This window comes from Telluria antibiotica (assembly GCF_011682055.1).
In the GTDB taxonomy this organism is placed as follows: domain Bacteria; phylum Pseudomonadota; class Gammaproteobacteria; order Burkholderiales; family Burkholderiaceae_D; genus Telluria; species Telluria antibiotica.
Map to the genome: position 1 here is coordinate 19,886 of NZ_JAAQOM010000022.1, position 22,547 is coordinate 42,432.

At 69.0% G+C, this 22,547-nt stretch carries 18 protein-coding genes and 1 pseudogene; 12 read left to right on the forward strand and 7 right to left on the reverse strand.

Annotated elements, in window-relative coordinates:
* Positions 1 to 124: 124 nt before the first annotated feature.
* From HAV22_RS27470 to mtgA, 3 genes are read left to right on the forward strand one after another with little or no spacing between them, the layout of a single operon-like run.
* Positions 125 to 976: a TonB family protein gene (locus HAV22_RS27470; protein WP_166864111.1), complete on the forward strand. Its 852-nt coding sequence runs from the start codon at positions 125 to 127 to the stop codon at positions 974 to 976.
* 11 nt (positions 977 to 987) lie between these two features.
* The gene (gene aroE, locus HAV22_RS27475; protein ID WP_166863907.1) at positions 988 to 1,812 is read left to right on the forward strand and encodes a shikimate dehydrogenase; all 825 of its coding nucleotides are present in this window, start codon (positions 988 to 990) and stop codon (positions 1,810 to 1,812) included.
* Positions 1,809 to 2,549, forward strand: coding sequence for a monofunctional biosynthetic peptidoglycan transglycosylase (gene mtgA / locus HAV22_RS27480; RefSeq protein WP_166863909.1), 741 nt, complete (start codon positions 1,809 to 1,811; stop codon positions 2,547 to 2,549). Before aroE ends, mtgA begins: the two co-directional genes overlap by 4 nt.
* Before the next feature lies 1 nt (position 2,550).
* Here the strand turns inward: mtgA and HAV22_RS27485 are convergent, their stop codons facing one another.
* Complete coding sequence (locus tag HAV22_RS27485; protein WP_166863911.1) at positions 2,551 to 4,680, reverse strand: TonB-dependent receptor plug domain-containing protein; 2,130 nt, start codon at positions 4,678 to 4,680, stop codon at positions 2,551 to 2,553.
* Between the two features lie 187 nt (positions 4,681 to 4,867).
* Here HAV22_RS27485 and corA point away from each other — a divergent pair, with 187 nt between their 5' ends.
* Complete coding sequence (gene corA / locus HAV22_RS27490; RefSeq protein WP_166863913.1) at positions 4,868 to 5,833, forward strand: magnesium/cobalt transporter CorA; 966 nt, start codon at positions 4,868 to 4,870, stop codon at positions 5,831 to 5,833.
* On the opposite strand, the gene HAV22_RS27495 is transcribed toward corA, so the two are convergent.
* The 5 genes from HAV22_RS27495 to thiD form a co-directional block, all read right to left on the reverse strand.
* Positions 5,834 to 6,319, reverse strand: coding sequence for a heme-degrading domain-containing protein (locus HAV22_RS27495; protein ID WP_166863915.1), 486 nt, complete (start codon positions 6,317 to 6,319; stop codon positions 5,834 to 5,836).
* Positions 6,320 to 6,366: 47 nt separating this feature from the next.
* A complete protein-coding gene (locus HAV22_RS27500; protein WP_166863917.1) occupies positions 6,367 to 6,780 on the reverse strand; it encodes a cbb3-type cytochrome c oxidase subunit I in 414 nt (137 codons plus the stop codon).
* 94 nt (positions 6,781 to 6,874) lie between these two features.
* Positions 6,875 to 8,152, reverse strand: coding sequence for an NRAMP family divalent metal transporter (locus HAV22_RS27505; protein WP_166863919.1), 1,278 nt, complete (start codon positions 8,150 to 8,152; stop codon positions 6,875 to 6,877).
* A 166-nt stretch (positions 8,153 to 8,318) separates the two neighbouring features.
* On the reverse strand, positions 8,319 to 9,617 hold the full coding sequence (gene hemL, locus HAV22_RS27510) for a glutamate-1-semialdehyde 2,1-aminomutase (protein ID WP_166863921.1): 1,299 nt from the start codon (positions 9,615 to 9,617) through the stop codon (positions 8,319 to 8,321).
* Between the two features lie 52 nt (positions 9,618 to 9,669).
* Entirely contained in the window at positions 9,670 to 10,491 is an 822-nt protein-coding gene (thiD, locus tag HAV22_RS27515) for a bifunctional hydroxymethylpyrimidine kinase/phosphomethylpyrimidine kinase (RefSeq protein ID WP_166863923.1), read from the reverse strand.
* Positions 10,492 to 10,607: 116 nt separating this feature from the next.
* Here thiD and HAV22_RS27520 point away from each other — a divergent pair, with 116 nt between their 5' ends.
* The 7 genes and pseudogenes from HAV22_RS27520 (at position 10,608) to HAV22_RS27545 (ending at position 20,172) form a co-directional block, all read left to right on the forward strand.
* Positions 10,608 to 10,760 (forward strand): rubredoxin, encoded by a 153-nt coding sequence (locus HAV22_RS27520; protein ID WP_029755924.1) that lies wholly within the window; start codon positions 10,608 to 10,610, stop codon positions 10,758 to 10,760.
* A 162-nt stretch (positions 10,761 to 10,922) separates the two neighbouring features.
* Positions 10,923 to 11,321 carry a response regulator gene (locus HAV22_RS27525; RefSeq protein ID WP_166863924.1) on the forward strand — a complete coding sequence of 133 codons (399 nt, stop codon included), beginning with the start codon at positions 10,923 to 10,925 and terminating at the stop codon, positions 11,319 to 11,321.
* Between the two features lie 20 nt (positions 11,322 to 11,341).
* Positions 11,342 to 11,710 (forward strand): response regulator, encoded by a 369-nt coding sequence (locus tag HAV22_RS27530; protein ID WP_166863927.1) that lies wholly within the window; start codon positions 11,342 to 11,344, stop codon positions 11,708 to 11,710.
* 1 nt (position 11,711) lies between these two features.
* Complete coding sequence (locus tag HAV22_RS27535; RefSeq protein WP_166863929.1) at positions 11,712 to 12,239, forward strand: chemotaxis protein CheW; 528 nt, start codon at positions 11,712 to 11,714, stop codon at positions 12,237 to 12,239.
* A pseudogene (locus HAV22_RS31880) lies at positions 12,211 to 12,300 on the forward strand (hypothetical protein); the annotation flags it as partial. The gene HAV22_RS27535 and the pseudogene HAV22_RS31880, both read left to right, overlap by 29 nt.
* Positions 12,273 to 14,651 carry a methyl-accepting chemotaxis protein gene (locus tag HAV22_RS27540; protein WP_166863931.1) on the forward strand — a complete coding sequence of 793 codons (2,379 nt, stop codon included), beginning with the start codon at positions 12,273 to 12,275 and terminating at the stop codon, positions 14,649 to 14,651. The pseudogene HAV22_RS31880 and the gene HAV22_RS27540, both read left to right, overlap by 28 nt.
* A 31-nt stretch (positions 14,652 to 14,682) precedes the next feature.
* Positions 14,683 to 20,172 (forward strand): Hpt domain-containing protein, encoded by a 5,490-nt coding sequence (locus HAV22_RS27545; RefSeq protein WP_166863934.1) that lies wholly within the window; start codon positions 14,683 to 14,685, stop codon positions 20,170 to 20,172.
* On the opposite strand, the gene HAV22_RS27550 is transcribed toward HAV22_RS27545, so the two are convergent.
* Positions 20,173 to 21,621, reverse strand: coding sequence for a cryptochrome/photolyase family protein (locus HAV22_RS27550; protein ID WP_166863936.1), 1,449 nt, complete (start codon positions 21,619 to 21,621; stop codon positions 20,173 to 20,175).
* Between the two features lie 175 nt (positions 21,622 to 21,796).
* On the opposite strand from HAV22_RS27550, the gene HAV22_RS27555 reads away from it, so the two are divergent.
* Positions 21,797 to 22,453, forward strand: coding sequence for a YqgE/AlgH family protein (locus tag HAV22_RS27555; protein WP_166863939.1), 657 nt, complete (start codon positions 21,797 to 21,799; stop codon positions 22,451 to 22,453).
* Positions 22,454 to 22,547 lie beyond the last annotated feature (94 nt).

The window sequence follows — 22,547 nt, forward strand, 5'->3', positions numbered from 1 at the left end:
GCACGATCCGGAGTTTCCACAAGGTTCGCAAATCGGCTGGCCCGCACGGTAGAATGGGGAGTTCGATGACCCCAACCGTCCCACCCCGCAGCGCGTGAACACCCTCCGACACAACCGCCCCCTGATGGTCGCCATCACCTGCTCGGTGCTGGCGCACGCCTCCCTGCTGGCGGTCCGCTTCGCCGCGCCGGACGCGTTCCGGTTGCAGCCGGCCGACCCGGGCCTGGAGGTCATCCTCGTCAACGCCAAGCACGCGCGCGCGCCCGTGAAGGCCGACGCGCTGGCCCAGGCCAACCTGGACGGTGGCGGCAATGCCGACGCCGGGCGAGCCCAGTCGCCGCTGCCGGACCTGCGCAAGGTCGAGAACGGCGACAGCATCCAGGCCCTGCAGCGCCGCATCGCCGAATTGGAACAGCAGCAGAAAAGCGTACTGACGAAAGTCCGCCAGTCGCAGTTCAACAGCGCGCCCGTCGCCGACCAGGCCAAGCCGGATCCCAGCCGCACGGGCGTCGACAACCTGGATTCCACGAAGGCCATCGCGCGCATGACGGCCGAGATCACCCAGCGCATCGCCGACGAGAACAAGCGCCCGAAGAAGACGTTCATCAGCCCCAGCACGCGCGAAGTCGGCTACGCCATGTATTACAAGGCGATGCAGAAGCGCGTGGAGGAAGTCGGCACGCTGAATTTCCCGCAGCAGAACGGGCACAAGCTGTACGGCGAACTGGTCGTCTACATCCCGATCTTCCAGGACGGCACCCTGTACGAAAAAGAGGGCGGACCGCGCATCGAGCGCAGTTCCGGCAACGCGGCGCTGGACAAGGCCGCGCTGGCTATCGTCCGGCGCGCGGCGCCGTTCGGCAAGTTCCCGGCAAATATGCGGTCGAGCGACAAGGACGATTTGTGGATCGTCGTCACCCGCTTCAAGTTCACGCGCGAGGAAAAACTGCAGGCGGAATTGCGCGGGGACGGCTAACAGGAGATCGAATGACGGACAAGTATTGCGTGATCGGCAACCCGATCGCCCACAGCAAATCGCCGGATATCCACGCCGCCTTCGCGGCCGCGACCGGCCAGGACATCGCGTACGAACGGCGGCTGGCGCCGCTGGACGGTTTCGCGGACACCGTCCGCGACCTCGTCGCGCAAGGCTATCGCGGCGCCAACGTGACGGTGCCGTTCAAGCTGGAAGCGGCCGCCCTCGCGACGCGGCTGGAAGAGCGCGCGCGCCTGGCCGGTGCCGTCAACACCTTGCGCTTCGACGGCAGCGAGATCGTCGGCGACAACACGGACGGCCCGGGCCTCGTTGCCGACATCGTCAGGAATGCGGGCGTGCCGCTGGCCGGCAAGCGCATCCTGCTGCTGGGCGCTGGCGGCGCGGCGCGCGGCGTGATCCTGCCGTTCCTGCGCGAGAAGCCGGAGGCGATCGTCATCGCCAACCGCACGCGCGCGACGGCCGATGCGCTGGTGGCCCATTTCGCCGACCACGTCGCGTATCCCGGCCAGATCGCGGCCTGCGGTTTTGCCGACATCGCGGGCCCGTTCGACGTCGTCGTCAACGCCACGTCGGCGAGCCTGTCTGCCGACCTGCCGCCCGTGCCGGCAAGCGCGTTCCGCGCCGGGACGCTGGCGCTGGACATGATGTACGGGAAGGAGCCCACGCCGTTCATGGTCTTCGCGGCACGGCACGGCGCGACCGTGCGCGACGGCCTCGGCATGCTCGTCGAGCAGGCCGCCGAAGCGTTCGCCGTCTGGCGCGGCGTCCGGCCGGACACGGCGGACGTGCTGGCCTACATGCGCGCAGCGTCATGAGCGGCGTCGGTACGCTCAAGGCGGGCGCCGTCGTGCGCGCGAAGTCCGGCGGGCGGCGCTGGCTGAAATGGATCATCCTCGGACCGCTGCTGCTCGCCGTGCTGCTGCAGCTGTACTTCTTCGCGATGGTGTGCTGGTGGACGCAGTTCAATCCGTCGTCCTCGAGCATGATGCGCCAGCAGCTGGCGGCGCTGCGCGAACAGAATCCGAACGCGAAGCTGGAGCACATGTGGGTGCCGTACGCGCGCATCTCGGACAACCTCAAGCGCGCCGTGATCGCATCCGAGGATGCCAATTTCGTCGACCACGACGGCGTCGACTGGGATGCGCTGGAAAAGGCCTACGAGCGCAACAACAAGAAGCACAGGGTCGTGGGCGGCGGGTCGACGATCACGCAGCAGCTCGCGAAGAACCTGTTCCTGTCCGGCTCGCGCAACTACCTGCGCAAGGGCCAGGAGCTCGTCATCGCCTACATGCTGGAAGCGGTGATGGACAAGGAGCGGATCCTGGAGATCTACCTGAACGTCGTCGAATTCGGCCGCGGCGTGTTCGGCGCCGAAGCGGCGGCGCGCCACTATTTCCACACGGCGGCCGCGAACCTGAGCCCCACGCAGGCCGCGCGCCTGGCCGTGATGTTGCCGAACCCGCGCTACTACGACCGCCACCGCGACACGAACTACCTGGCGCGCCGCACGGCCGTCATCCAGCGCCGCATGAACGCGGCCGAGCTGCCCTGATTCACAACGCCTGCTCCCACACGAGGCGCCAGGTCGTGCGCACGCGGTAGACCGTCGTGCGCGCGCGCGGGCTGGCGCCGTCCCATGCGATCTGTTCGCGATAGTCCTGGTGCAGCAGGTCGGCGACGGACAACCGCAGCCGCGTCGTCGCGTCGCGCTTCCACACCGCATACAGGTCGAGCTGGCGCTTGATGCCGTCGTCGCTGGATAGCAGGGCGCTCGTGCGGCCGGCCACGCGGCCGCGGTAGCCGTAGCTGCCGCCCACGTCGACGCGGGCGGCGGCGTAGTCGAGGCCGACGTTGCCGCTGTAGGCCGGCTGCCCCTCGATCCGGTTACCCGGTCCCGGCACGCTGTCCACGTTCGACCAGTTGCGCGCCGCGTTCATGCGCGCCGTCAGCGGACCCCGCGTCGCCTTGCCCTCGAATTCGATGCCGCGCACGGTCGCGCCGCCCACGTTGTCCGGCATCGAGATCCACACGCCGTCCGTGAGGAATGTCCGGTACAGCGTGACGTCGCGGATGCGCTTGTGGAAGACGCTCACGCCCACCATGCCGTCCTTGCCGAGCGTGCGTTCCCAGGCCAGGTCGATGGCGAACGCCAGTTCCGGGCGCAGGTTCGGGTTGCCCTGTTCGTCGGGATACGTGGCGCTGTTGTTGTTGTCGACCGTGTAGCGGCGCGGCATCAGCTGGATGATGTTCGGCGCCTTGTACGTGCGGCTGACGGCGAGGCGGAACTGGTCGCGCGGTCCCGTGTCGCCGTCCGGGCGCGCCGGCTTGAACAGCGCCTGCAGGATCGGGCTCCAGGCGCCGGCATGGACGTCGACCGCGGCGTGCGCATTGCCCGCTCCCGTCGTGCGCAGGTCTTCGCGGCGCAGGCCGACGTAGGCCGACCAGGCGTCGTCGATGTCCCACTCGTCCTGCACGAACAAGGCCGCGCGGGCGACGCTGGCGCGGTAGTCCTCGTCGCTGGCCAGCACCAGCGCATCGTCCGCGTCGGTCTGGCGTTCGCGCCGGTACTCGGTACGCCGCTTGCGGCCCAGTTCCCACCCGGCCGCGAGCAGGTGGCCGCTCCAGATGGGGCGGCGCCAGCTGCCGTTGAACGTCCATTCACGCTCGGTCGGGCCGGACGCCACGCGATGGGTTTCGAGCAGGGCGTCGCGCACGTCCATGCCGCGGTAGACGAAATCGGCATCGCGCGTCGTGGTGTAAGCGGACAGCTTGGCCGTCAGACGCGCGCCGCCCGCGAGCCTGCGGGTCCAGGCGGCGTCCGCATAGGCGTGCAGCGGGTCCGCCGCGAAGCGCTGGACGGCATGGGGAAACGCGGTCGGGCTGCCGATTGCCGTCGTCTCCGTCTCGCGCTTCGTATTGTCCAGGCGGCGCTGGCGCACATAGGCTTGCGCCGTGACGGTGTCGCGCGCGTCCGGCTGCCACGACAGGCGCGGCGCCAGTTCCGCCACCGCTTCGGTCTGGTGGTCGGTCCACGCGATCCTGCGCCTCAGGTCGGGCTGCGTGCCCGTCTCCGTCGTGGCGGCCGTGACCGGCTTCTCGTCGTGCTTCAGGGTGGCGACGACCGTATAGGCCAGGGTGCCAGCGCGGCCGCTGTGCTGGGCGACGAGCTGCGGCGCGAGGTAGCCGTCCACGATGGCGCTGCCCGCCTTGACCTCCGTCGCGGCCGCGCCCCGGGTGGGGCCCGCGCGGCGCAGGATCACGTTGATGGTGCCGGCCACGGCCTGGCTCGAGGTCTCGGCGGTGGCGGTGCGCTGGATCTCGATGCGCTCGATGACGTCCGGGCCGAGCGACTCGAGCGCGAAGCCCGCCGGCGCCGGCACGCCATTGAGCAGCAGCGCGACATAGCCGCCGCCCATGCCGCGCATGCGGATCGTGGCGGCCTTGCCCGGGCTCGTATCAACCGTGATGCCGGGCTGCCGTTTCAAGACGTCGGACAGCGTGGCGTCGCCGAGGCGCAGGATGTCGTCGCGGCCGACGACGATGGACGTGGTGGTCGATTGGGCGCGCCGCGCGTCGGCGCTGACGACGACTTGCTGCATGGGCTCGGGCGCTGTCTGGGCATGGGCGCAGGCCTCGACGGCCAGCAGCAGCGCACCGGCGCCGCGGGATCGGAAAGTGTGCATGCGGCGATTATTCGGCGGCCGCTCCGGCCGCGGAACAGCAGTGGGATGAACGCACGGGACGATGGGACGAATGCCGCCGCCGGCCCAGGGGGCGGGTATTTACCGCAAAACGCGCGTTCGGGCTGGCCGGGCTCAGGGCTTAAAGGTACACTTGCGCTGTTTCCGAATCCGGCCGAGAAAGCAGCGCATGATCAACGTATTTGTCCTACAAAATGGCCGACTGAACCAGGTACCGATCGCCTCGCGTACCGATCTGGAGAACGTGCCTGCCGTCTGGGTCGACCTCACCGATCCGACGGACGAGGAGCGTGCCTGGGTCAAGGCGACCTATGACGTGATCCTGCCGGGCGAGGACGAAGTCCAGGACATCGAGGCATCGGCCCGCTACTACGAGGCGGAAAACGGCGACCTGCACCTGCGCACCGACTTCCTGCGCGAGGAAGAGGACGGCCCGTCGCGCATCGTGACGGTCGCATTCATCCTCGCGAAGAAAATCCTGTTCTCGGTCCACACGGACGAGCTGCCCGTGTTCCGCCTCGTGCGCCTGCGCGCGCGCTCGCGCCCCGGCTCGATCGAGGACTACATGGACGTGCTGCTCGACCTGTACGCGACGGACGCCGAATACTCGGCCGACGCGCTGGAAGGCATTTATGAAAGCCTGGAAGACGTCAGCCAGCGCGTGCTGCAGAAGGAATTCACCGACCAGGACGCGGCCGCCGCGCTGAATGCGATCGCGCACGAGGAAGACTTGAACGGCCGCATCCGCCGCAACATGATGGACACGCGCCGCGCCGTCAGCTTCCTGATGCGCGGCCGCCTGCTCAACACGGACCAGTTCGAGGAAGCGCGGCAGATCCTGCGCGACATCGAATCGCTGGACGGCCACACCTCGTTCCTGTTCGACAAGATCAACTTCCTGATGGACGCCACGGTCGGCTTCATCAACATCAACCAGAACAAGATCATCAAGATCTTCTCGGTGGCGTCCGTCGCGTTCCTGCCGCCGACGCTGATCGCCAGCATCTACGGCATGAACTTCGAATTCATGCCCGAGCTGCACTGGCACCTCGGCTATGGCTGGTCGCTGGGGCTGATGGTGGTCAGCGCCATCGCGCCATTCCTGTACTTCCGCCACCGCGGGTGGCTGAAATAATCAGAGCGGGACGTCGTCCACCTTCAGATACCACGTCAGCGCCCGCACGACCAGCGCATGGTCGTCCACGCCCGCGAGGCCCGACACGGTGATCGTGCCGACCTGTCCCGTGCCCTTGACGACGATGGGGAACGAGCCGCCGTGCGCGGCGAAGTCCTTGCGGTCGAACGTCGGCAGGTTGTCGTAGTCCTGGCCGCGCTCGATGGCTTGCAGGTGCGTGAAGAACGACGCGCGGCCCGTGCGGTTCACGAGGTTGCTCTTGCGCCGGATCCAGTCGGCGTTGTTCGGGCTCGTGCCCGCCATCGCGTGGAAGAACAGCGGGTTGCGGTTGACGGCGACGTCGACCGTGACGCCGACCTTGTCGGCCTTGGCCATCTCGACGATCTTGTTGCCGATCGCGAGCGCGGCGTCGTTGTCGAACGAGGTGAACTGCAACGCCTCTTCCTGGCGCTTGATGGTGTCGAGTGTTACGGTGTGCTTGTCCATGCCGGTTCCTGCGGAGTGATCCGCGAGTATAACCGGACACCGCGGCGTTACTGCTTCAGGTTCAGGAACAGGTTGGCCGCGAACGCGAGGATGGCCAGCGCGGCGACGATTTCCGCGATCGCAAGCACGGGCGCGATGCCCATATGGCCCAGCAGCAGCAAGGTGAGCGCGCCCATCATGACGGGCAGGGCCAGGTTCAGCAGCCAGAAATGCAGGCGCGCCAGGCCGCTTTCGCCCGCCTTCGGGAACACGCTGTAGATCAGGCCCGCGAGCGCCATCGTCGTCCAGCCCAGCAGGTTGATGTGGGCGTGCACGGGGCGCAGCGTGAAGTTCTGGCTGGCGCCCATCGCGATGCCCAGCGAAATGCCCAGGATCAGGTAGAGGACAGCCAGCTTCAGCCAGATGATCCCGGCTCGCGAGAACTGCGGTTGCGGGATCGAGGAAACGGTGGTGGTTTGCATGATGCGGCTCCAGTGGGTGTGTGCATGAGAGGAGCGCATCGTAAGCTGCCCGCCCGCGCGGGTGCAGCCCCACGCGTGGGGGTGATTGACGCGGTCACAATGTCGCGAACATCGCCACCACGGCCACCATCATCACGGCCACGCCGGCCCAGCCGATGAGCGTATGGCGCGTGGTCAGCGTGTACGCGCCCATGATCTTGCGGTTGTGCGCGAGCATCATCATGACGGCCATGATGGGCACGGCGATCACGCCGTTGATCTGCGCGGACAGCACGAGGGCCGCGATCGGGTCGACCGGGGCGAAGTCGAGCAGCACGCCGCCCAGCGTGGCGAGGGCGATGATGCCGTAGAACTCGCGCGCTTCGACCATTTTCAGGTCCATGCCGTTGCGCCAGCGGAAGCTCTCCGCGACGGCGTACGCGGCCGAGCCGGCCAGCACGGGCACAGCGAGCATGCCCGTCCCGATGATGCCCAGCGCGAACGCGAGGAACGCGAACTCGCCCGCCACCGGGCGCAGCGCCTCGGCCGCCTGGGCGGACGACTGGATGTCCGTGATCCCGTGCGCGCCCAGCGTGACGGCCGTCGTCAGCATGATGAAGAACGCGACGATGTTGGAAAAGCCCATGCCGATCAGCGTGTCGGACTTGATGCGGCGGAGCTGCGCGACCGCGTCGCGCGGGCGCGTGCGCAGGGCGCGCGTGTGGTGGTCGTTGCGGATCTCCTCGACTTCCTGCGATGCCTGCCAGAAGAACAGGTAAGGACTGATCGTCGTGCCGAACACGGCGACGATCAGCGCGACGGACTCCTTCGTGAACGTGAAGTGGGGCCAGACCGTGCGCGCGAACACTTCCGTCCACGGCATGTGCACGGCGAACGCCGTCGCGACGTAGGCCAGCAGGCCCAGCGTGAGCCATTTCAGGTAGCGCACATAGGTCGCGTACGGCAGGAACACCTGCAGCGCGAGACACAGCACGCCGAAGCCGAGCGCGTACAGGTGGCTGGAGCCGGTGCCCGTCACGAGATACAGCGCTTCGCCCATGGCGGCGATGTCGGCCGCGATGTTGATCACGTTGGCGACCAGCAGCAGGGCGACGATGACGTACAGCAGCCACGGCGAATAGGCGCGGCGGATGTTGGCGGCGAGCCCGCGTCCCGTCACGCGGCCGATGCGGGCCGACACGAGCTGGATGCCGACCATGAACGGATACGTGAGCACGAGCGTCCACAGCGTGTTGAAGCCGAATTGCGCGCCCGCCTGCGAATAGGTGGCGATGCCGGAAGGGTCGTCGTCCGCGGCACCGGTGATCAGGCCCGGGCCCAGCGATTTCAGGGTGGCGTTGTCGGTGAGACGGCGGAAAAGCTTGAACGGCATGTCGGGCTCGCGCGAATGAACACAGGCGCGCGGCCGTAAGGATCAGCGCGCCGGGGCGATCGGGTTGGTAGAGGGAAGGTCCATGGTCGGGCGTAGGGTGGGCTCCCCGAGCCCACGCGTGACGCTAGTATAACGCGGGCGTCCGCGTGGGCTCGGGGTGCCCACCCTACACGATACGGGCAAAAACTCGGCGGGCCGCCTCGACCGTCTCCCCGATCACGGCATCGTCGTGCGCGGCCGACACGAAGCCCGCTTCGAACATCGCGGGCGCGAAATAGACGCCCTCGTCCAGCATGCCGTGGAAGAAGCGGTTGAAGCGTTCCTTGTCGCCGGCCATCATCTGCGCGTAGCCGGTGGGCACCGTGTCGGCGAAATACAGGCCGAACATGCCGCCGACGCTGTCCGCGCAGAACGCGATGCCCGCGTCCTTCGCGGCGCCCGCCAGGCCGTCGACCAGTTTCTGCGTCTGCGCCGTCAGGTGCTCGTAGAAGCCCGGTTGCTGGATCAGCTTCAAGGTGGTCATGCCGGCGGCGACGGCGACCGGGTTGCCGGACAGCGTGCCCGCCTGGTAGACGGGGCCGATGGGGGCCATCTTCTGCATCAGGTCGGCGCGGCCGCCGAACGCGGCGACCGGCATCCCGCCGCCGATGACTTTACCCAGCGCCGTCAGGTCCGGCACGATGCCATACAAGGCTTGGGCGCCACCGATGCCGACGCGGAAGCCCGACATCACCTCGTCGAAGATCAGCACGGTGCCGTATTCCGTGCACAGTTCGCGCATGCGGTGCAGGAATTCCGGCGTCGCGCGGATCAGGTTCATGTTGCCGGCCACGGCTTCCACGATCACGCAGGCGATGGTGTCGCCCATCGACGCGAACGCGTCTTCCAGTTGCGGGATGTTGTTGTAGTCGAGGACGATGGTGTGCTTGACGAAGTCTTCCGGCACGCCGGCCGACGTCGGGTTGCCGAACGTGAGCAGGCCCGAACCGGCCTTCACGAGCAGGGAATCGGCGTGACCGTGGTAGCAGCCTTCGAACTTGACGATCTTGTCGCGGCCCGTCGCGCCACGTGCGAGGCGCAGCGCGCTCATCGTCGCTTCCGTGCCGGACGAGACGAGGCGCACCTGCTCGATCGACGGCACGAGGCGGCAGATTTCCTCGGCGATCTCGATCTCGCCCTCGGTCGGCGCGCCGAACGACAGGCCGCGTGCGGCCGCATCCTGCACGGCCTTCACCACCTGCGGGTGCGCGTGGCCGACGATGGCCGGTCCCCAGGAACCGATGTAGTCGATGTAGCGCTTGCCGTCCGCGTCCCAGAAATACGGCCCTTCGGCGCGGGTGATGAAGCGCGGCGTGCCGCCGACGGAGCGGAAGGCGCGCACGGGCGAGTTGACGCCGCCCGGCGTGGTCTGCTGGGCGCGGGCGAACAGGATGTCGTTCTGGGACGTGGTTGCGGTAGCGGTCATGGTGTCTCGGTGAATCCGGCGCCGTGCCCGCGACGGGGCTGCGCCGTCTGGGTTAGCAGGCCGCGCTCGGTGCGCGGAAGATCTTGTTCGGGATGAGCCGGCCCATGCCGAAACGGCACGCGTTGGCGAGGGTGCCGGTCACGTACTCCTGGGCCGGCGGCAGCGCATCCTGGGCGCCGGTACCGCGCGCCATGACGGCCGCCAGCGCGGCCGACAGCGTGTTGCCGGCGCCGACGAACGGGCCGGGCAGGAGCTGCGACCAGGGCAGGGCGGTGGCCAGGCCGTCCGCGTCGTACAACTCGTTGCAGCGGGTGCCGTCGCCGCCGCCGATGCCCGTCACGAGCACGTGGCCGCAGCCGATGCCGGTCAGATCGGCCGCGTCCTCGGCGACGGTGGCCAGGCTGGCCGGGTCGCGCCAGCAGTCGGCGAAGCGCGCCAGCTCGGGCTGCGACAACAGGAACACGCTGGCCTGCGGCACGAGCAACTGGTGAACGAGCGTCATCATGTCATCGTCGCGCGTGCCGCAATCGGGCAGGGACGACGTGAACGGATCGAGGATGAGGGGCACGTCGGCATAGTCGGACACGATTTCCGCGATCGCGGCGATCTGTTCCAGGCTGGCCATCGTCCCCACCTTGATGGCGGACACCGGCATGTCCTCGAGGAGCATGCGCGCCTGTTCGACGACGAACGAGTGGTCGGTCGGCTGGATGTCGTCGACGCGCGCGGAGTCGGCCACGAGCAGGCCCGTCACGACCGACAGGGCGTGGCAGCCATGCATGGCGAAGACGGTCACGTCGGACTGGATGCCCAGTGCCCCGACAGGGTCGGCGGGGCCGAACGTGAGGATGAGTGGAGACGATTGGTTTTGCACAGCGGGTAGAATAATATACCTTTCCCTCATTTTATCTGATGGGGACCGTTAGGCTAACACTGAACTGAAAAGAGGAATTGAACGTGAGTACTGAAACACAGGTGTATCAGACCTGGATGTGCCTGATCTGCGGCTGGGTCTACGATGAAGCCGCCGGCGCGCCGGACGACGGCATCGCGCCCGGCACCCGCTGGGCCGACGTCCCGATGAACTGGACGTGTCCGGAATGCGGCGCGCGCAAGGACGACTTCGAAATGACCGCGATCTGAGCGGTTTCTTTGTCACCCGGTCAACGAACGATGACGTCCCGCCAACGCTTGATGTCATCCTCTCAACGCCATCTGTATCCGTGAGTTGACGTATCGCAACACTTCATGCACAAGCCCCAGACGCTATGCTATCTTGCGGGTTCATGCTGAAGTGAAACGAATATGACGACGCAACCGACAGGCTTGACGATCATGGTGATCGACGACAGCAGCACGATCCGTCGGTCTGCCGAGATTTTCCTGACACAGGCCGGCTACCGGGTGGTACTGGCCGAAGACGGCTTCGACGCGCTGGCCAAGATCAACGACCACCAGCCCGCGCTGGTGTTCTGCGACATCCTGATGCCGCGGCTCGACGGCTACCAGACCTGCGCCCTGATCAAGAAGAGCGCGAAATTCCATGCCACGCCCGTGATCATGCTGTCGTCCAAGGACGGCCTGTTCGACCGTGCACGCGGCGCGATGGTGGGCTCCAGCGCCTACCTGACCAAACCTTTTTCCAAGGACAGCCTGCTGGCGGCCGTGCGCGATCATGCGCGAGGCCAAGCCGCTGCTGCCTGACCAACGATGCGGAGCCCACCGTGGCCATACAAAAGATCCTGATCGTCGACGATTCCCCGACCGAACGCTACTACCTGACCGACATCCTCGTGCGCAACGGCTTCACCGTGACCACGGCCGACAACGGCGAGGAAGCGCTGGCCAAGATCCGTGCCGAGCGTCCGGAACTGATCCTGATGGACGTCGTGATGCCAGGCGCGAACGGTTTCCAGGTGACGCGCTCGATCGCGCGCGACCCGGAACTGGCATCCGTCCCCGTCATCATCTGCAGCAGCAAGAACCAGGAAACGGACCGCATCTGGGGCATGCGCCAGGGCGCGAAGGACTATTTCGTCAAGCCGGTGGACCCGGTCAAGCTGCTGGCCACCATCGCCACGCTCGGCGCCTGAGATGGACGCCAGCGACGCCGGCGGACAGAAGGGCGCGGCCAGGCGCGCGCGCCTGCGCCAGTACCAGGAACAGCTGCTCGAGCGCATGCAGGCCGCGCGCACGAGCAGCGGCGCGCGCGCGCACCAGCTGGGCGTCGAGATCGGCGGCGTGCGCTATCTGCTCGACCTCGTCGAAGCCGGCGAGATCGTGCCCCTGCCGCCGCTGGCCGCCGTTCCCCTGACGCAGCCGTGGTATCTCGGCCTGGCGAACGTGCGCGGCAGCCTGCTGGGTGTCGTCGACCTGGCGCGCTACCTCGATCCGGATGCGCTGCCTGCTGCCGCACCGGCCGCGGGCGCGCGTCTCGTGACGTTCGCCCCCGGCCTGGCGTTTCCGTGCGCCTTGCTGGTCGGACGAGTCGTCGGCCTGCGCCACGCGGCCGACATGACGTCGGAAGGCGGACGCCTGCTCGACGCGGACGGGCGCGAATGGACGCCGCTGTCGCTGGCGGGCCTCGCGCGCGAGGAACGGTTTCTGCAAGTCGCACGCTAAATCAATCACAACGGGTTCTCCACTGGAGCTGGAATGGGATTCGCATCCAAACTGTCGATGAATTTCTTCCCTAAAAACGAGGGCGGCGCCGCGCCGGCCCGCGAAGGGGAGACGGGCACCGTGCTGGCGTCGCCGGACACGCAGTTCGGCACCGGCACGGCACGGGCGCCGGCAGCGGCCCCGTCACCCGCGCCGTCCGGCCCCGTCAGCGGCACGGCGCCGACCGGTTCCGCGGACGATGCGGCGCTGCGCCTGGGCCTGCCCGGCCGGCGCAAGCAGCGCACCGCGGACAACGCCGCGGCCGCCGACGCCGAGGACGACCTGCGCCTGCCGCTGATCGGCCACCTGTCGCTGCCGCGCCAGCTGCGCATCCTGCTCGCCGCGTTCGTCGTCGGCATCCTGCTCACGCTGCTGTCGCTGTGGCGCAATGCGGGCAGCGGCGCCATCGCCAGCAGCCAGACCCAGATCGCCAGCGAGGCGCTGATGCACTCGCAGCGCGTCGGCAAGGCGGCGCCGAACGCGATGCAGGGCGTGCCGGACGCCTTCACCCAGCTGCAGGACAGCCGCATCGCCCTGTCGCGCGACCTCGACCTGCTCGCCAAGGGCGGAGAGTTCAACGGCAATACCATTCCCGCGTCGAGCGGCGACCTGGCCGCGCAGCTGGCCAGGGTGCGCAAGAAGTGGAACGTGTCCGACGCGGCCGCCGCCAGCATCCTCAAGATGAAGCCGGAACTCGTCGCTTTCGACAAGAACCTCCAGCAGCTCGACGTGCTGACGCCGGAAATGCTGGCGGCGACGGAAGAGATTCTCACCGAGCGCACGGCCCGCGGCGGCAGCCCGCGCGAACTGGCGGCGCTGGGCCGCATGATGATGCTGACGCAGCGCCTGTCGCGCAGCGCCAGCGAATTCCTGACCTCGGGCGGCATCCGGCCCGAGACGGCATTCCAGATGGGCCGCGACACGACCACGTTCCGCGCCACCGTCGACGGCCTGCTGAACGGCAGCGCGGCGCTGGGCCTCGTGCCGCTGCGCGACCCGGACCTGCGCGCCAAGCTCTCGGAAGTGCAGTCGAAGTTCGACATCTGCCAGCGCCTGATCTCGACCTTCCTCGACAAGCTGTCCGACATGACGGCCGCGAAGGCTGCCGAGCAGAAGATCTTCGGCGATAACGAAGCGCTGCGTTCCCAGCTGACCGCCCTGCAGGCGTCGTACCGCGCCGGCGAAGGTAGCGCGAGCGGCTGGTTCTGGCTGCTGGTGGCCGCGTCGGTCTTCAGCCTCGCGACGGCGGGCAGTATCTCGCGCGTGATGCTGCAGGATTCGCGCAACCGTACCCGCGGCGCCGACGCCCGGCGCCAGGAAGCGGAAGCGATGCGCCTGCTGGCCCAGGCCAAGGAAGAGGAAGCGAAGGCGACCAACGACCAGAACCAGGCCGCGATCCTGCGCCTGATGAACGAGCTGCAGGAAGTGGCGGACGGCGACCTGACGGTGTACGCGACCGTGTCGGAAGACATCACGGGCGCCATCGCCGACTCCGTGAACTACACGGTGGAAGAGCTGCGCGGCCTCGTCGTGCGCGTGATCGACACGGCGGAAAAGGTGACGTACGCGTCGAACGACGCCCAGCAGGTGGCGAGCCGGCTGCTCGTCGCGGCGGGCCAGCAGGCGCGCGAAATCCAGGACACGTCGGCCACGATGCTGCGGATGGCCGGCGAGATCACGGACGTGTCCAGCTCCGCGAAGGAATCGGCCGAGGTGGCGCGCCAGTCGGTGGCGGCGGCCGAGCAGGGCGCGACGGCGGTGCAGAACGCGATCCGCGGCATGGGCGAGATCCGCGAGCAGATCCAGGAAACGTCGAAGCGCATCAAGCGCCTGGGCGAATCGTCGCAGGAGATCGGCGAGATCACGGAGCTCATTTCCGACATCACGGAACAGACCAACGTGCTGGCGCTGAACGCGGCGATCCAGGCCGCGTCGGCCGGCGAGGCGGGACGCGGCTTCTCCGTCGTGGCGGAAGAGGTGCAGCGGCTGGCGGAACGCTCGGGCGACGCGGCCAAGCAGATCGGCGCGCTGGTGCGCACCATCCAGACCGACACGCACGATGCCGTCGCGGCAATGGAAAAGTCGACGCAGGGCGTCGTCGAGGGCGCGCGCGTGACCGACGCGGCCGGCGCGGCACTCGCGGACATCTCGCGCGTGTCGAACCGGCTCGCTGAACTGATCCAGGGGATGGCCGTCGCCGCGGGCCTGCAGGCGACGTCCGCGAACGGTGTGGCGCATAATATGCGGCACATCCTCGCGATCACCGAGCAGGCGCAGGGCGGCACGCAGCAGACGGCGCAGTCGATCCGGCAGCTGGCGGAGCTCGCGCAGGAACTGAAGAATTCGGTGTCGCGCTTCCGCGTCGCCGCCTGAGCACCGCTTTGAGTAACGCCTATTTGCCCACATGACCCAGCATTCGCACGCGTCCGCCGCACCGCCTTTCGATACCGGCCCCCTGTCCTGGGTCATCGCTGAAATCCGCGATGCGCTCGGGCGCTCGGCCAAGGCGCTGCGCGATGCGGTCGGCCGCGCGGCGGAAGCCCAGCCCACGCTGTTCCTGCACGCCAAGTCGCACCTGCACCAGGCGCACGGCGCGCTGCAGCTGGTCGACGTCGCCGGCGTGGAACGGCTGAGCGAGGCGGCCGAACAGGTCATCGACCGGTTCAAGGACGGCACGCTGGGCCTCGACGCCGACCGCGCCGGCGCGGTGGACGAGGCCTACCGCGCACTCGTCGAATACCTCGAAGAATTGCTGGACGGCGCCGCCCCGCAGCCCGTGCGGCTGTTCCCGTACTATCGCGCGCTACAGGAATTGCTGGGCGTGGAACGGGTGCACCCCGGCCAGATGCTCGTGCTGGACCTCGCGCCCGCGCTGCTGCCGGGGGGCGGCGCCGGTCCGATGCCGGACTACGCCACGACCCGCGCCGCGTTCGAAAAAGCGCTGCTCACGTTCCTGCGCAGCCAGGACGTCGACGCCCAGCGTGCCCAGGCGGGCGCCATGCGCGACGCGCTGGCCGCCGTCGTGCACGGCCAGCCGCGGGCCGAGGCGCACGCGTTCTGGCTGGCGCTGCAAGCCGCCGCCGACCTCGTCGCGACGGGCCAGGTCGCGCCGGACCTGTACGTGAAACAGCTGTTCGGCCAGATCAACCTGCAGCTGCGCCGCCAGGCGCAAGGCCATACGGAACTGCCGGAAGCGCTGCTGCGCGACGCGCTGTTCTTCATCGCCGCCGCGCTGGAACCCACGCCCGACGCACGCCGGCTGCGCGACGCCTACCACGTCGGCGGCCAGGTGCCGTCGGACTACCTTGAGCGCCGCTACGGCCGCGTCGACCCGGACGTGCTGAAGGACGCCAAGGAAGCGCTGGTCGAGACGAAGCAGGGCTGGGACCGCGTCGCCGCGGAAGGCCACGACGTGCTGGACGGCGGCTTCAACGACGCCCTGTCGAAGCTGGCCGGCGCCAGCGAGAAGCTGGGCGCGCCCGCGCTGGCGAACCTGCTGCGCGAGCTGGGCCAGGCGGCCAGCGAATCGATGGCGGGCGACCGCAGCGACCAGTTCAGCCTCGAGATGGCCGAGGCCATGCTGTTCGTCGAGCATGGCCTGGACCAGGTGCGCCAGCTCCCCGACGACTTCGGCCAGCATGCGGAAGCCGTCGGCCAGCGCCTGCTCGCGCTGGCGCACGGCGCGACGCCGCCGGACGCCCCGGCATGGCACGGCGAGATGGCGCGCGAGCTGCAGCAGGGCCAGACGGTGGCCGTACTGGCGGGCGAGATCCGCACGGGCCTGCGCCAGGTCGAGAAGCTCGTCGACGAATACTACGAAGACCCGGCGCGCGTCGCCTCGCTGGAACAGGTCGACCCGCTGCTGCACCAGCTGCAGGGCGCACTGGACATCCTCGACCAGGACCAGGCCACGCAGGCCGTCGCGCACGTGCGCGCGAAGGTGCGCGCGCTCGTCGCCGACCAGCCGGATGCCGCCACGCGCGGCGCCGTGCTGGACAACATCGCCCGCAACATCGGCGCGCTCGGCTTCTTCACGGACGCGCTGGCGCAGAACGTCGACGGCGCGCGCCGGCGCTTCCGTTTCGACGCGGGCGAGGGCCTGTTCCGCGAACTGCCGTTCGACGGCCAGGCCGCGGAGCCGGCCGAGCCGGCGCCCGCACCTGAGCCGGCTCTCGCACCTGCACCTGCGCCCGCACCCGTGCCGGAAGCGGATGCCGTCGAGGCCGAGCTGCTGGAGATCTTCATCGGCGAGGCGCGCGACGTGCTGGGCGTCGTCGCCGCCGCGCTGCCGGCCGCGCAGGCGAATCCGGCCGACCAGGACACGCTGACGCGCCTGCGCCGCGGCTTCCACACGCTGAAGGGCAGCAGCCGCATGGTGGGCCTGGAGCAGTTCGCCTCCGTCGCCGCCGCCATCGAAAAGGTGCTGAACCTGTGGCTGGCCGAAGCGCGCGCCGCGACGCCCGACGTGCTGGCGCTGCTCGCGCACGCGCACGCGGCGCTGGCGGCGTGGGTCGACGAGCTGGCGGCGGGCGGATCGCGGCGCGACGGCACGGCGCTGGTCGCGGCGGCGCAGCGCGTGCAGGATGGCGGGCCGTTCGTGGCGCACGAAACGCCTGCGGCCGTGGACGCGCCCGATGCCGCCGTCGCCGCGCCCGCGGACGAGGCGACGGCGTTTGCGCCGGCCGACAACGTGCTGGCGTTCCCCGTCTCGGAAGCGAACGTCAAGCGCGTGGGCGGCCTCGAGATCCCGCTGCCGTTGTATAACATCTACCTCGGCGAGACCGAGGAACTGGTGCGCACGCTCGCCGCGGACTTCGCCGCCTGGCGCGCGGAACCGCTGCACGCCGTGACGCCGCAGGCGCTGAAGGCCGCGCACACGCTGGGCGGCACGTCGGCCACCGTCGGCTTCGAGGCGCTGCGCGACCTGTCCGTGGCGCTGGAAGAAGCGCTGCAAGTGGCCGTGCCGCCGCTGCAGGGCGACCAGTTCGACCTGCTGGACGAGACGGTCGAGCGCATCCGCGTGATGCTGCAGGTGTTCGCGCTGGGCGAGCTGCCCCCCGCGCAGCCGGAACTGCTGGCGCGCCTGGGCGCGCTGCGCGCCGACCTGGGACGCCAGCGCGCGGATGCCGTGTTCGACGACGCCGATGCCGAGCTGGCGCAGCGCCTGGATGCGCTGTTCGCCGCCACCTATGCCAGCATCCTGGCCGATCCGCCGCTGGCCGGCAGCGCGCCTTCGCTGCCGGCCAGCACGGAGCTGGCGCCGCGCGCGCCCGCGCCGCGCCAGGACGATCCCGCCGTGAGCGCCGTCGACGACCTGTTCGATTCGTATTTCGGCGAGCCGTTCGCCGCGCCCTCGCTGGAGCAGGCCGAGCCCGCGGCGCCGCCAGCGGCGCAGCCGGATGCGGAGGCCGGGGCCGCCATCGACTTCGATGCGCTGTTCGACATGCCGGCCGAGGAGGCTGCGCCGGAATCGCAGCCCGAGCCGGAGCCGGCGATGGAGCCGCAGCCCGTGGCCGAAGCCGAGCCGCAACCGGAAGCCGAGCCGCAGCCTGTCGCCGAAGCCCAGCCCGAACCGGCGCCGCAGCCCGTCGCCGTGATCGAGCCGGAACCCGAGCCGCAACCGACGTCCGAACCGCAACCGGAACCGGAAGGCGTCCTCGCCGCCGAGCCCGTGTTCGTCGACGACCTCGACCCGGACCTGCTGCCCGTGTTCATGGAAGAAGCGTCCGACCTGCTGCCGCAGATCGGCAACGGCCTGCGCCAGTGGCAGCAGAATCCGGCCGACGCGGCGGTGGCGCAAGGCCTGCTGCGCGCCCTGCACACGGTCAAGGGCAGCGCGCGCATGGCCGGCGCGATGCGCCTCGGCCAGCACACGCACGCGCTGGAAACGCAGATCGAGAACATGCTGCACGCCGGGACGACGAATCCGGCCGCGTTCGACGAACTGCTCGCCAACTACGACCAGGCGCAGCTGCTGTTCGAACAGTTGCAGCAGCCCGCGGCACCGGCGCCTGCGCCGGCCGCGGACACCGCCGCGCCGGAACCGCTGCCCGCGGCGCCCGCCGACGAGCAGGCCGCGCGCGCGCCGCTCGTGCGCGTGCGTGCGGACATCCTCGACCGCCTCGTCAACCAGGCCGGCGAAGTGTCGATCACGCGCTCGAAACTGGAAACGCAGGTCGGCGCGCTGAAGGGCATGCTGTCCGACTTCGCCGACAACCTCGCCAATCTGCGCCGCCAGTTGCGCGAGGTCGAGGTACAGGCCGAATCGCAGATCGCGTCGCGTCTGTCGATTGCCGGCGAGCGCGAATTCGACCCGCTCGAGTTCGACCGCTTCACGCGCCTGCAGGAACTCACGCGCATGATGGCCGAAAGCGTGAACGACGTCGGGTCGTTCCACGACGGCCTCGCCCGCACGGTGGAGGCAGCGGGCGACGATCTCGCCGCGCAGTCGCGCCTCACGCGCGAACTGCAGCGCGACCTGATGCGCGTGCGCATGGTGCCGTTCGCGAGCCTGTCCGAACGCCTGTTCCGCGTGGCGCGCCAGACCGCGAAGGAAACGGATAAACGCGTGAACCTGGACATCCGCGGCGGCGGTGTCGAGATCGACCGCAGCGTGCTGGAACGGATGGCCGCGCCGTTCGAACACCTGCTGCGCAACGCCATCGTGCACGGCATCGAGGCGCGCGAGCAGCGCGTCGCGGCCGGCAAGCCGGAGACGGGCGAGCTGCTCGTGCAGGTGAGCCAGCAGGGCAACGAAGTCGAGATCCGCTTCGCCGACGATGGCGCGGGCCTCGATCTCGCGCGCATCCGCGCCAAGGCCGCGTCGCTCGGCCTGCTGGCCGACGGCGAGGAGGTCTCCGATGCGGATGCCGCCGAGCTGGTGTTCGAGCCGGGCTTCTCGACGGCGGACGCGCTGACGGAACTGGCCGGCCGCGGCGTCGGCATGGACGTCGTGCGCTCGGAAGCGCGCGCGCTGGGCGGCCGCGTCGACGTCGACACGACGCCGGGCCGCGGCGCCGCCTTCGCCATCCACCTGCCGCTCACCCTGGCCGTCACGCAGGTCGTGCTCGTCGCCAGTGGCCCGCGCACGCATGCGCTGCCGGCCGTGCTGGTCGAGCAGGTGCTGCAGGTGCGCGAGGCCGACCTGCAGGCGGCGGAAAGCGCCGGCGCGATCACCGTTCACGGCGAGACCCTCCCGCTGCACTACCTGCCCGCAATGCTGCACGAGCCGGGCGAGGCATGGGAAAAGCGGGGCGGCCAGCGCTCGTCGCCGGTGCTCGTGCTCAGGAGCGGCAATACGCGCATCGCCGTGCGCGTGGACGAGGTGCTGGGCAACCGCGAGGTCGTCATCAAGAACATCGGGCCGCAGCTGGCGCGCATGCCGGGCATCGCCGGCGCCACCGTGCTCGGTTCGGGCGAGATCGTGCTGATCCTCGACCCCGTGCAGATGGCGGGGCAGGGCGCGCGTCCCGGCCGTGCGCCGGCCGCGCCGGCGGAACCCGTGCAGGCGCCCGCGCGCATCGCGACGATCATGGTCGTGGACGATTCGCTCACCGTGCGCAAGGTCACCCAGCGCCTGCTGGAGCGCGAAGGCTATCGGGTGCTGCTGGCCAAGGACGGCGTCGACGCGCTCGAGCAGATGCAGGAGACGCGGCCCGACCTGATGCTGGTCGATATCGAGATGCCCCGCATGGACGGCTTCGACCTCACGCGCAACGTGCGCGGCAACGAGGCGACGGCAGCGCTGCCGATCATCATGATCACGTCGCGCACGGCGGACAAGCACCGCAACGTCGCGCTGGGCCTCGGCGTCGATGCCTATTTCGGCAAGCCGTTCCAGGAAGACGCGCTGCTGGCGGCGATTACCGGCTTGCTGGAAGCCCGGTCACGCTGATCACGCGGCGCGGATCGCCTTGAACCGCGCCAGCGTTTTCTCCCGCGCCGCGTCGTGGTCCACGATGGGCCGCGGGTAATCCATCCCGAGCACGACGCCGGCCTGCGCCAGCGCGCCCGGCCGCGCCAGCCACGGTGCGTGGATGGCCGCCCCGCTCAAGCGCGCCAGCTGCGGCAGGTACTGCCGGATGAAGTCCCCGTCCGGATCGAAGCGCTTCGATTGCGTGACCGGATTGAAGATGCGAAACCAGGGCTGCGCGTCGCATCCGGTCGATGCGGCCCACTGCCAGCCGCCGTTGTTCGACGCCAGTTCGTAATCGTTCAGCTTCAGCGCGAACCAGCGCTCGCCGCGCCGCCAGTCGATGCCCAGGTCTTTCGTGAGAAAGCTTGCCGTCACCATGCGCAAGCGGTTGTGCATGAAGCCCGTCCGCTCGAGTTGCAGCATGGCGGCGTCGACGAGCGGATAGCCCGTGCGGCCCGCGCACCAGGCGGCGAGCAACGCATCCGCATCCGGCCCGTCGTCCCACGCGACGGCGTCGAACGCCTGCTTGAACGATTGCGTGACGACGCGCGGATGGCGCGCGAGGATCATCATGTAGAACTCGCGCCAGACCAGTTCCGCCAGCCACACGGGCGCGCCCGCGCCGCCGCTGCCGTCCGCGATACGCGCTTGCAGCATGGCGACGAGCCGGCGCACGCTGAGCGTCCCGAAGCGCAGGTGGACCGACAGGCGCGACGTGGCGTCCAGCGCCGGATAATCGCGGTCATGGTCGTAGCGCGCAAGGCGTTCCTCGAATTGCGCGAGCAGGTGCTCGGCGCCGCTCATGCCGGGACGCGCGATGGGGGCGGCGTTCGGCACGAAGCCGAGGGCCGCCAGCGACGGCAGCGCGTGGTCCGCGGGCGCCGGCGCGAGCGCGGCCGCGTGCGGCGCCGTTTCGAACGGACGCAAGGCCTCGGGCTCGCGCGCGAGGCGTTTCAGCCACGCGTTCTTATACGGTGTAAAGACGGAATAGGGGCCGCCGGCCAAGGTGAGGACCTCGTCGCGCTCGAAGATCACCTGGTCCTTGAACGTCTGCAGGCTGCGGCCGGCCGCGCGCAGCGTTTCCAGCACGGCGCGGTCGCGCGCGAGCGCCTGCGGCTCGTAGTCGCGGTTCGCGAAGACGGATTCCGCATCGAGCTCGGCAGCCAGCGCGGGAATTACCTGCGCGGCGCGCCCGTGGCGCACGATGAGGTAACCTCCCAGGGAACGCAAGCGCGCATCGAGCTCGCGCACGCTGTCCAGCAGAAACTGGACGCGGCGGTCGTCCGGCGGCAGGCCGGCCAGGATGTCGGTGTCGAACACGAACACGCCGAACACATGGCGTGACGAGAGCAGGGCGTGATGCAATGCGGCATGGTCATCCACGCGCAAATCGCGCCGGAACCAGACCAACGAGTTTCTCAAAGTCATCTTCTGTGTGCGGAGTCAATGCGGTCCAGAATTTTACTGCCTACCATCTCTCAGGTTTGCCCCGACTAACGCCTTCCGTGGCTCGTCGGGCGATTCGGTGTAAACTAGCGAAAAGTCTTTTTCAGTCTAGCAATGCCGCGGTAACCGAGAGAGTGAGCCAACAGAGAGTATGAGCATGAAAAAAAGTAAGGTCGGCAAGCCTCTAACCATGCCCGGGATGCCCCAGGAAGAGGTTCTCAACCTGGGGACGGCGAGCGCGCCCGTCTCGCAACTGAACCTGGCTAACCATTTCCTCATTGCAATGCCGTCGATGAATGACCCGATCTTCGGCGGCACGGTCGTGTATATCTGCGAGCACAACGACAAGGGCGTGCTCGGCGTCGTCATCAACAAGCCGACGGACATGACGATGGACGTCCTGTTCGACCGCATCGACCTGCAGGTGGCCGAGGGGCTGCGTGCGAGCGTCGTCAACGAACCGATCATGTTCGGCGGCCCCGTCCAGGACGACCGCGGCTTCGTGCTGCATTCGCCGGGCGGCCGCTATTCGTCGTCGCTCTCTGTCACGGACGACGTCGCGTTCACCACGTCGATCGACGTGCTGGAAGCCGTCGCCAACGGTTCCGGCCCGCGCCGCATGCTCGTCTCCATCGGCTATGCCGGCTGGAGTCCCGGCCAGCTGGAAGAGGAAATCGCCCGCAACGGCTGGCTCACGGTCGGCGCCGACGCGCGCGTGCTGTTCGACCTGCCGATCGAGGAGCGCTACAACGCCGCCATCAAGCTGCTGGGGATCGATCCCCTGATGCTCGCCACCGAGGCAGGCCATGCCTGACGGTTGCGCGCTGAAAGTGTCTCCGGGGTGCGGCAAACCGGTAGGGTGGGCACCCCTGTGCCCACGCGAACGCCGGTGTGACGCAGGCGTCCCG

Excerpts from the sequence above, each read along its gene's own strand:
- HAV22_RS27470 (WP_166864111.1), top strand. The coding sequence starts at position 125 with ATGGTCGCCATCACCTGCTCGGTGCTGGCGCACGCCTCCCTGCTGGCG.
- aroE (WP_166863907.1), top strand. The coding sequence starts at position 988 with ATGACGGACAAGTATTGCGTGATCGGCAACCCGATCGCCCACAGCAAA.
- mtgA (WP_166863909.1), top strand. The coding sequence starts at position 1,809 with ATGAGCGGCGTCGGTACGCTCAAGGCGGGCGCCGTCGTGCGCGCGAAG.
- HAV22_RS27485 (WP_166863911.1), bottom strand. The coding sequence starts at position 4,680 with ATGCACACTTTCCGATCCCGCGGCGCCGGTGCGCTGCTGCTGGCCGTC.
- corA (WP_166863913.1), top strand. The coding sequence starts at position 4,868 with ATGATCAACGTATTTGTCCTACAAAATGGCCGACTGAACCAGGTACCG.
- HAV22_RS27495 (WP_166863915.1), bottom strand. The coding sequence starts at position 6,319 with ATGGACAAGCACACCGTAACACTCGACACCATCAAGCGCCAGGAAGAG.
- HAV22_RS27500 (WP_166863917.1), bottom strand. The coding sequence starts at position 6,780 with ATGCAAACCACCACCGTTTCCTCGATCCCGCAACCGCAGTTCTCGCGA.
- HAV22_RS27505 (WP_166863919.1), bottom strand. The coding sequence starts at position 8,152 with ATGCCGTTCAAGCTTTTCCGCCGTCTCACCGACAACGCCACCCTGAAA.
- hemL (WP_166863921.1), bottom strand. The coding sequence starts at position 9,617 with ATGACCGCTACCGCAACCACGTCCCAGAACGACATCCTGTTCGCCCGC.
- HAV22_RS27520 (WP_029755924.1), top strand. The coding sequence starts at position 10,608 with ATGTGCCTGATCTGCGGCTGGGTCTACGATGAAGCCGCCGGCGCGCCG.
- HAV22_RS27525 (WP_166863924.1), top strand. The coding sequence starts at position 10,923 with ATGACGACGCAACCGACAGGCTTGACGATCATGGTGATCGACGACAGC.
- HAV22_RS27535 (WP_166863929.1), top strand. The coding sequence starts at position 11,712 with ATGGACGCCAGCGACGCCGGCGGACAGAAGGGCGCGGCCAGGCGCGCG.
- HAV22_RS27540 (WP_166863931.1), top strand. The coding sequence starts at position 12,273 with ATGGGATTCGCATCCAAACTGTCGATGAATTTCTTCCCTAAAAACGAG.
- HAV22_RS27545 (WP_166863934.1), top strand. The coding sequence starts at position 14,683 with ATGACCCAGCATTCGCACGCGTCCGCCGCACCGCCTTTCGATACCGGC.
- HAV22_RS27550 (WP_166863936.1), bottom strand. The coding sequence starts at position 21,621 with ATGACTTTGAGAAACTCGTTGGTCTGGTTCCGGCGCGATTTGCGCGTG.
- HAV22_RS27555 (WP_166863939.1), top strand. The coding sequence starts at position 21,797 with ATGAAAAAAAGTAAGGTCGGCAAGCCTCTAACCATGCCCGGGATGCCC.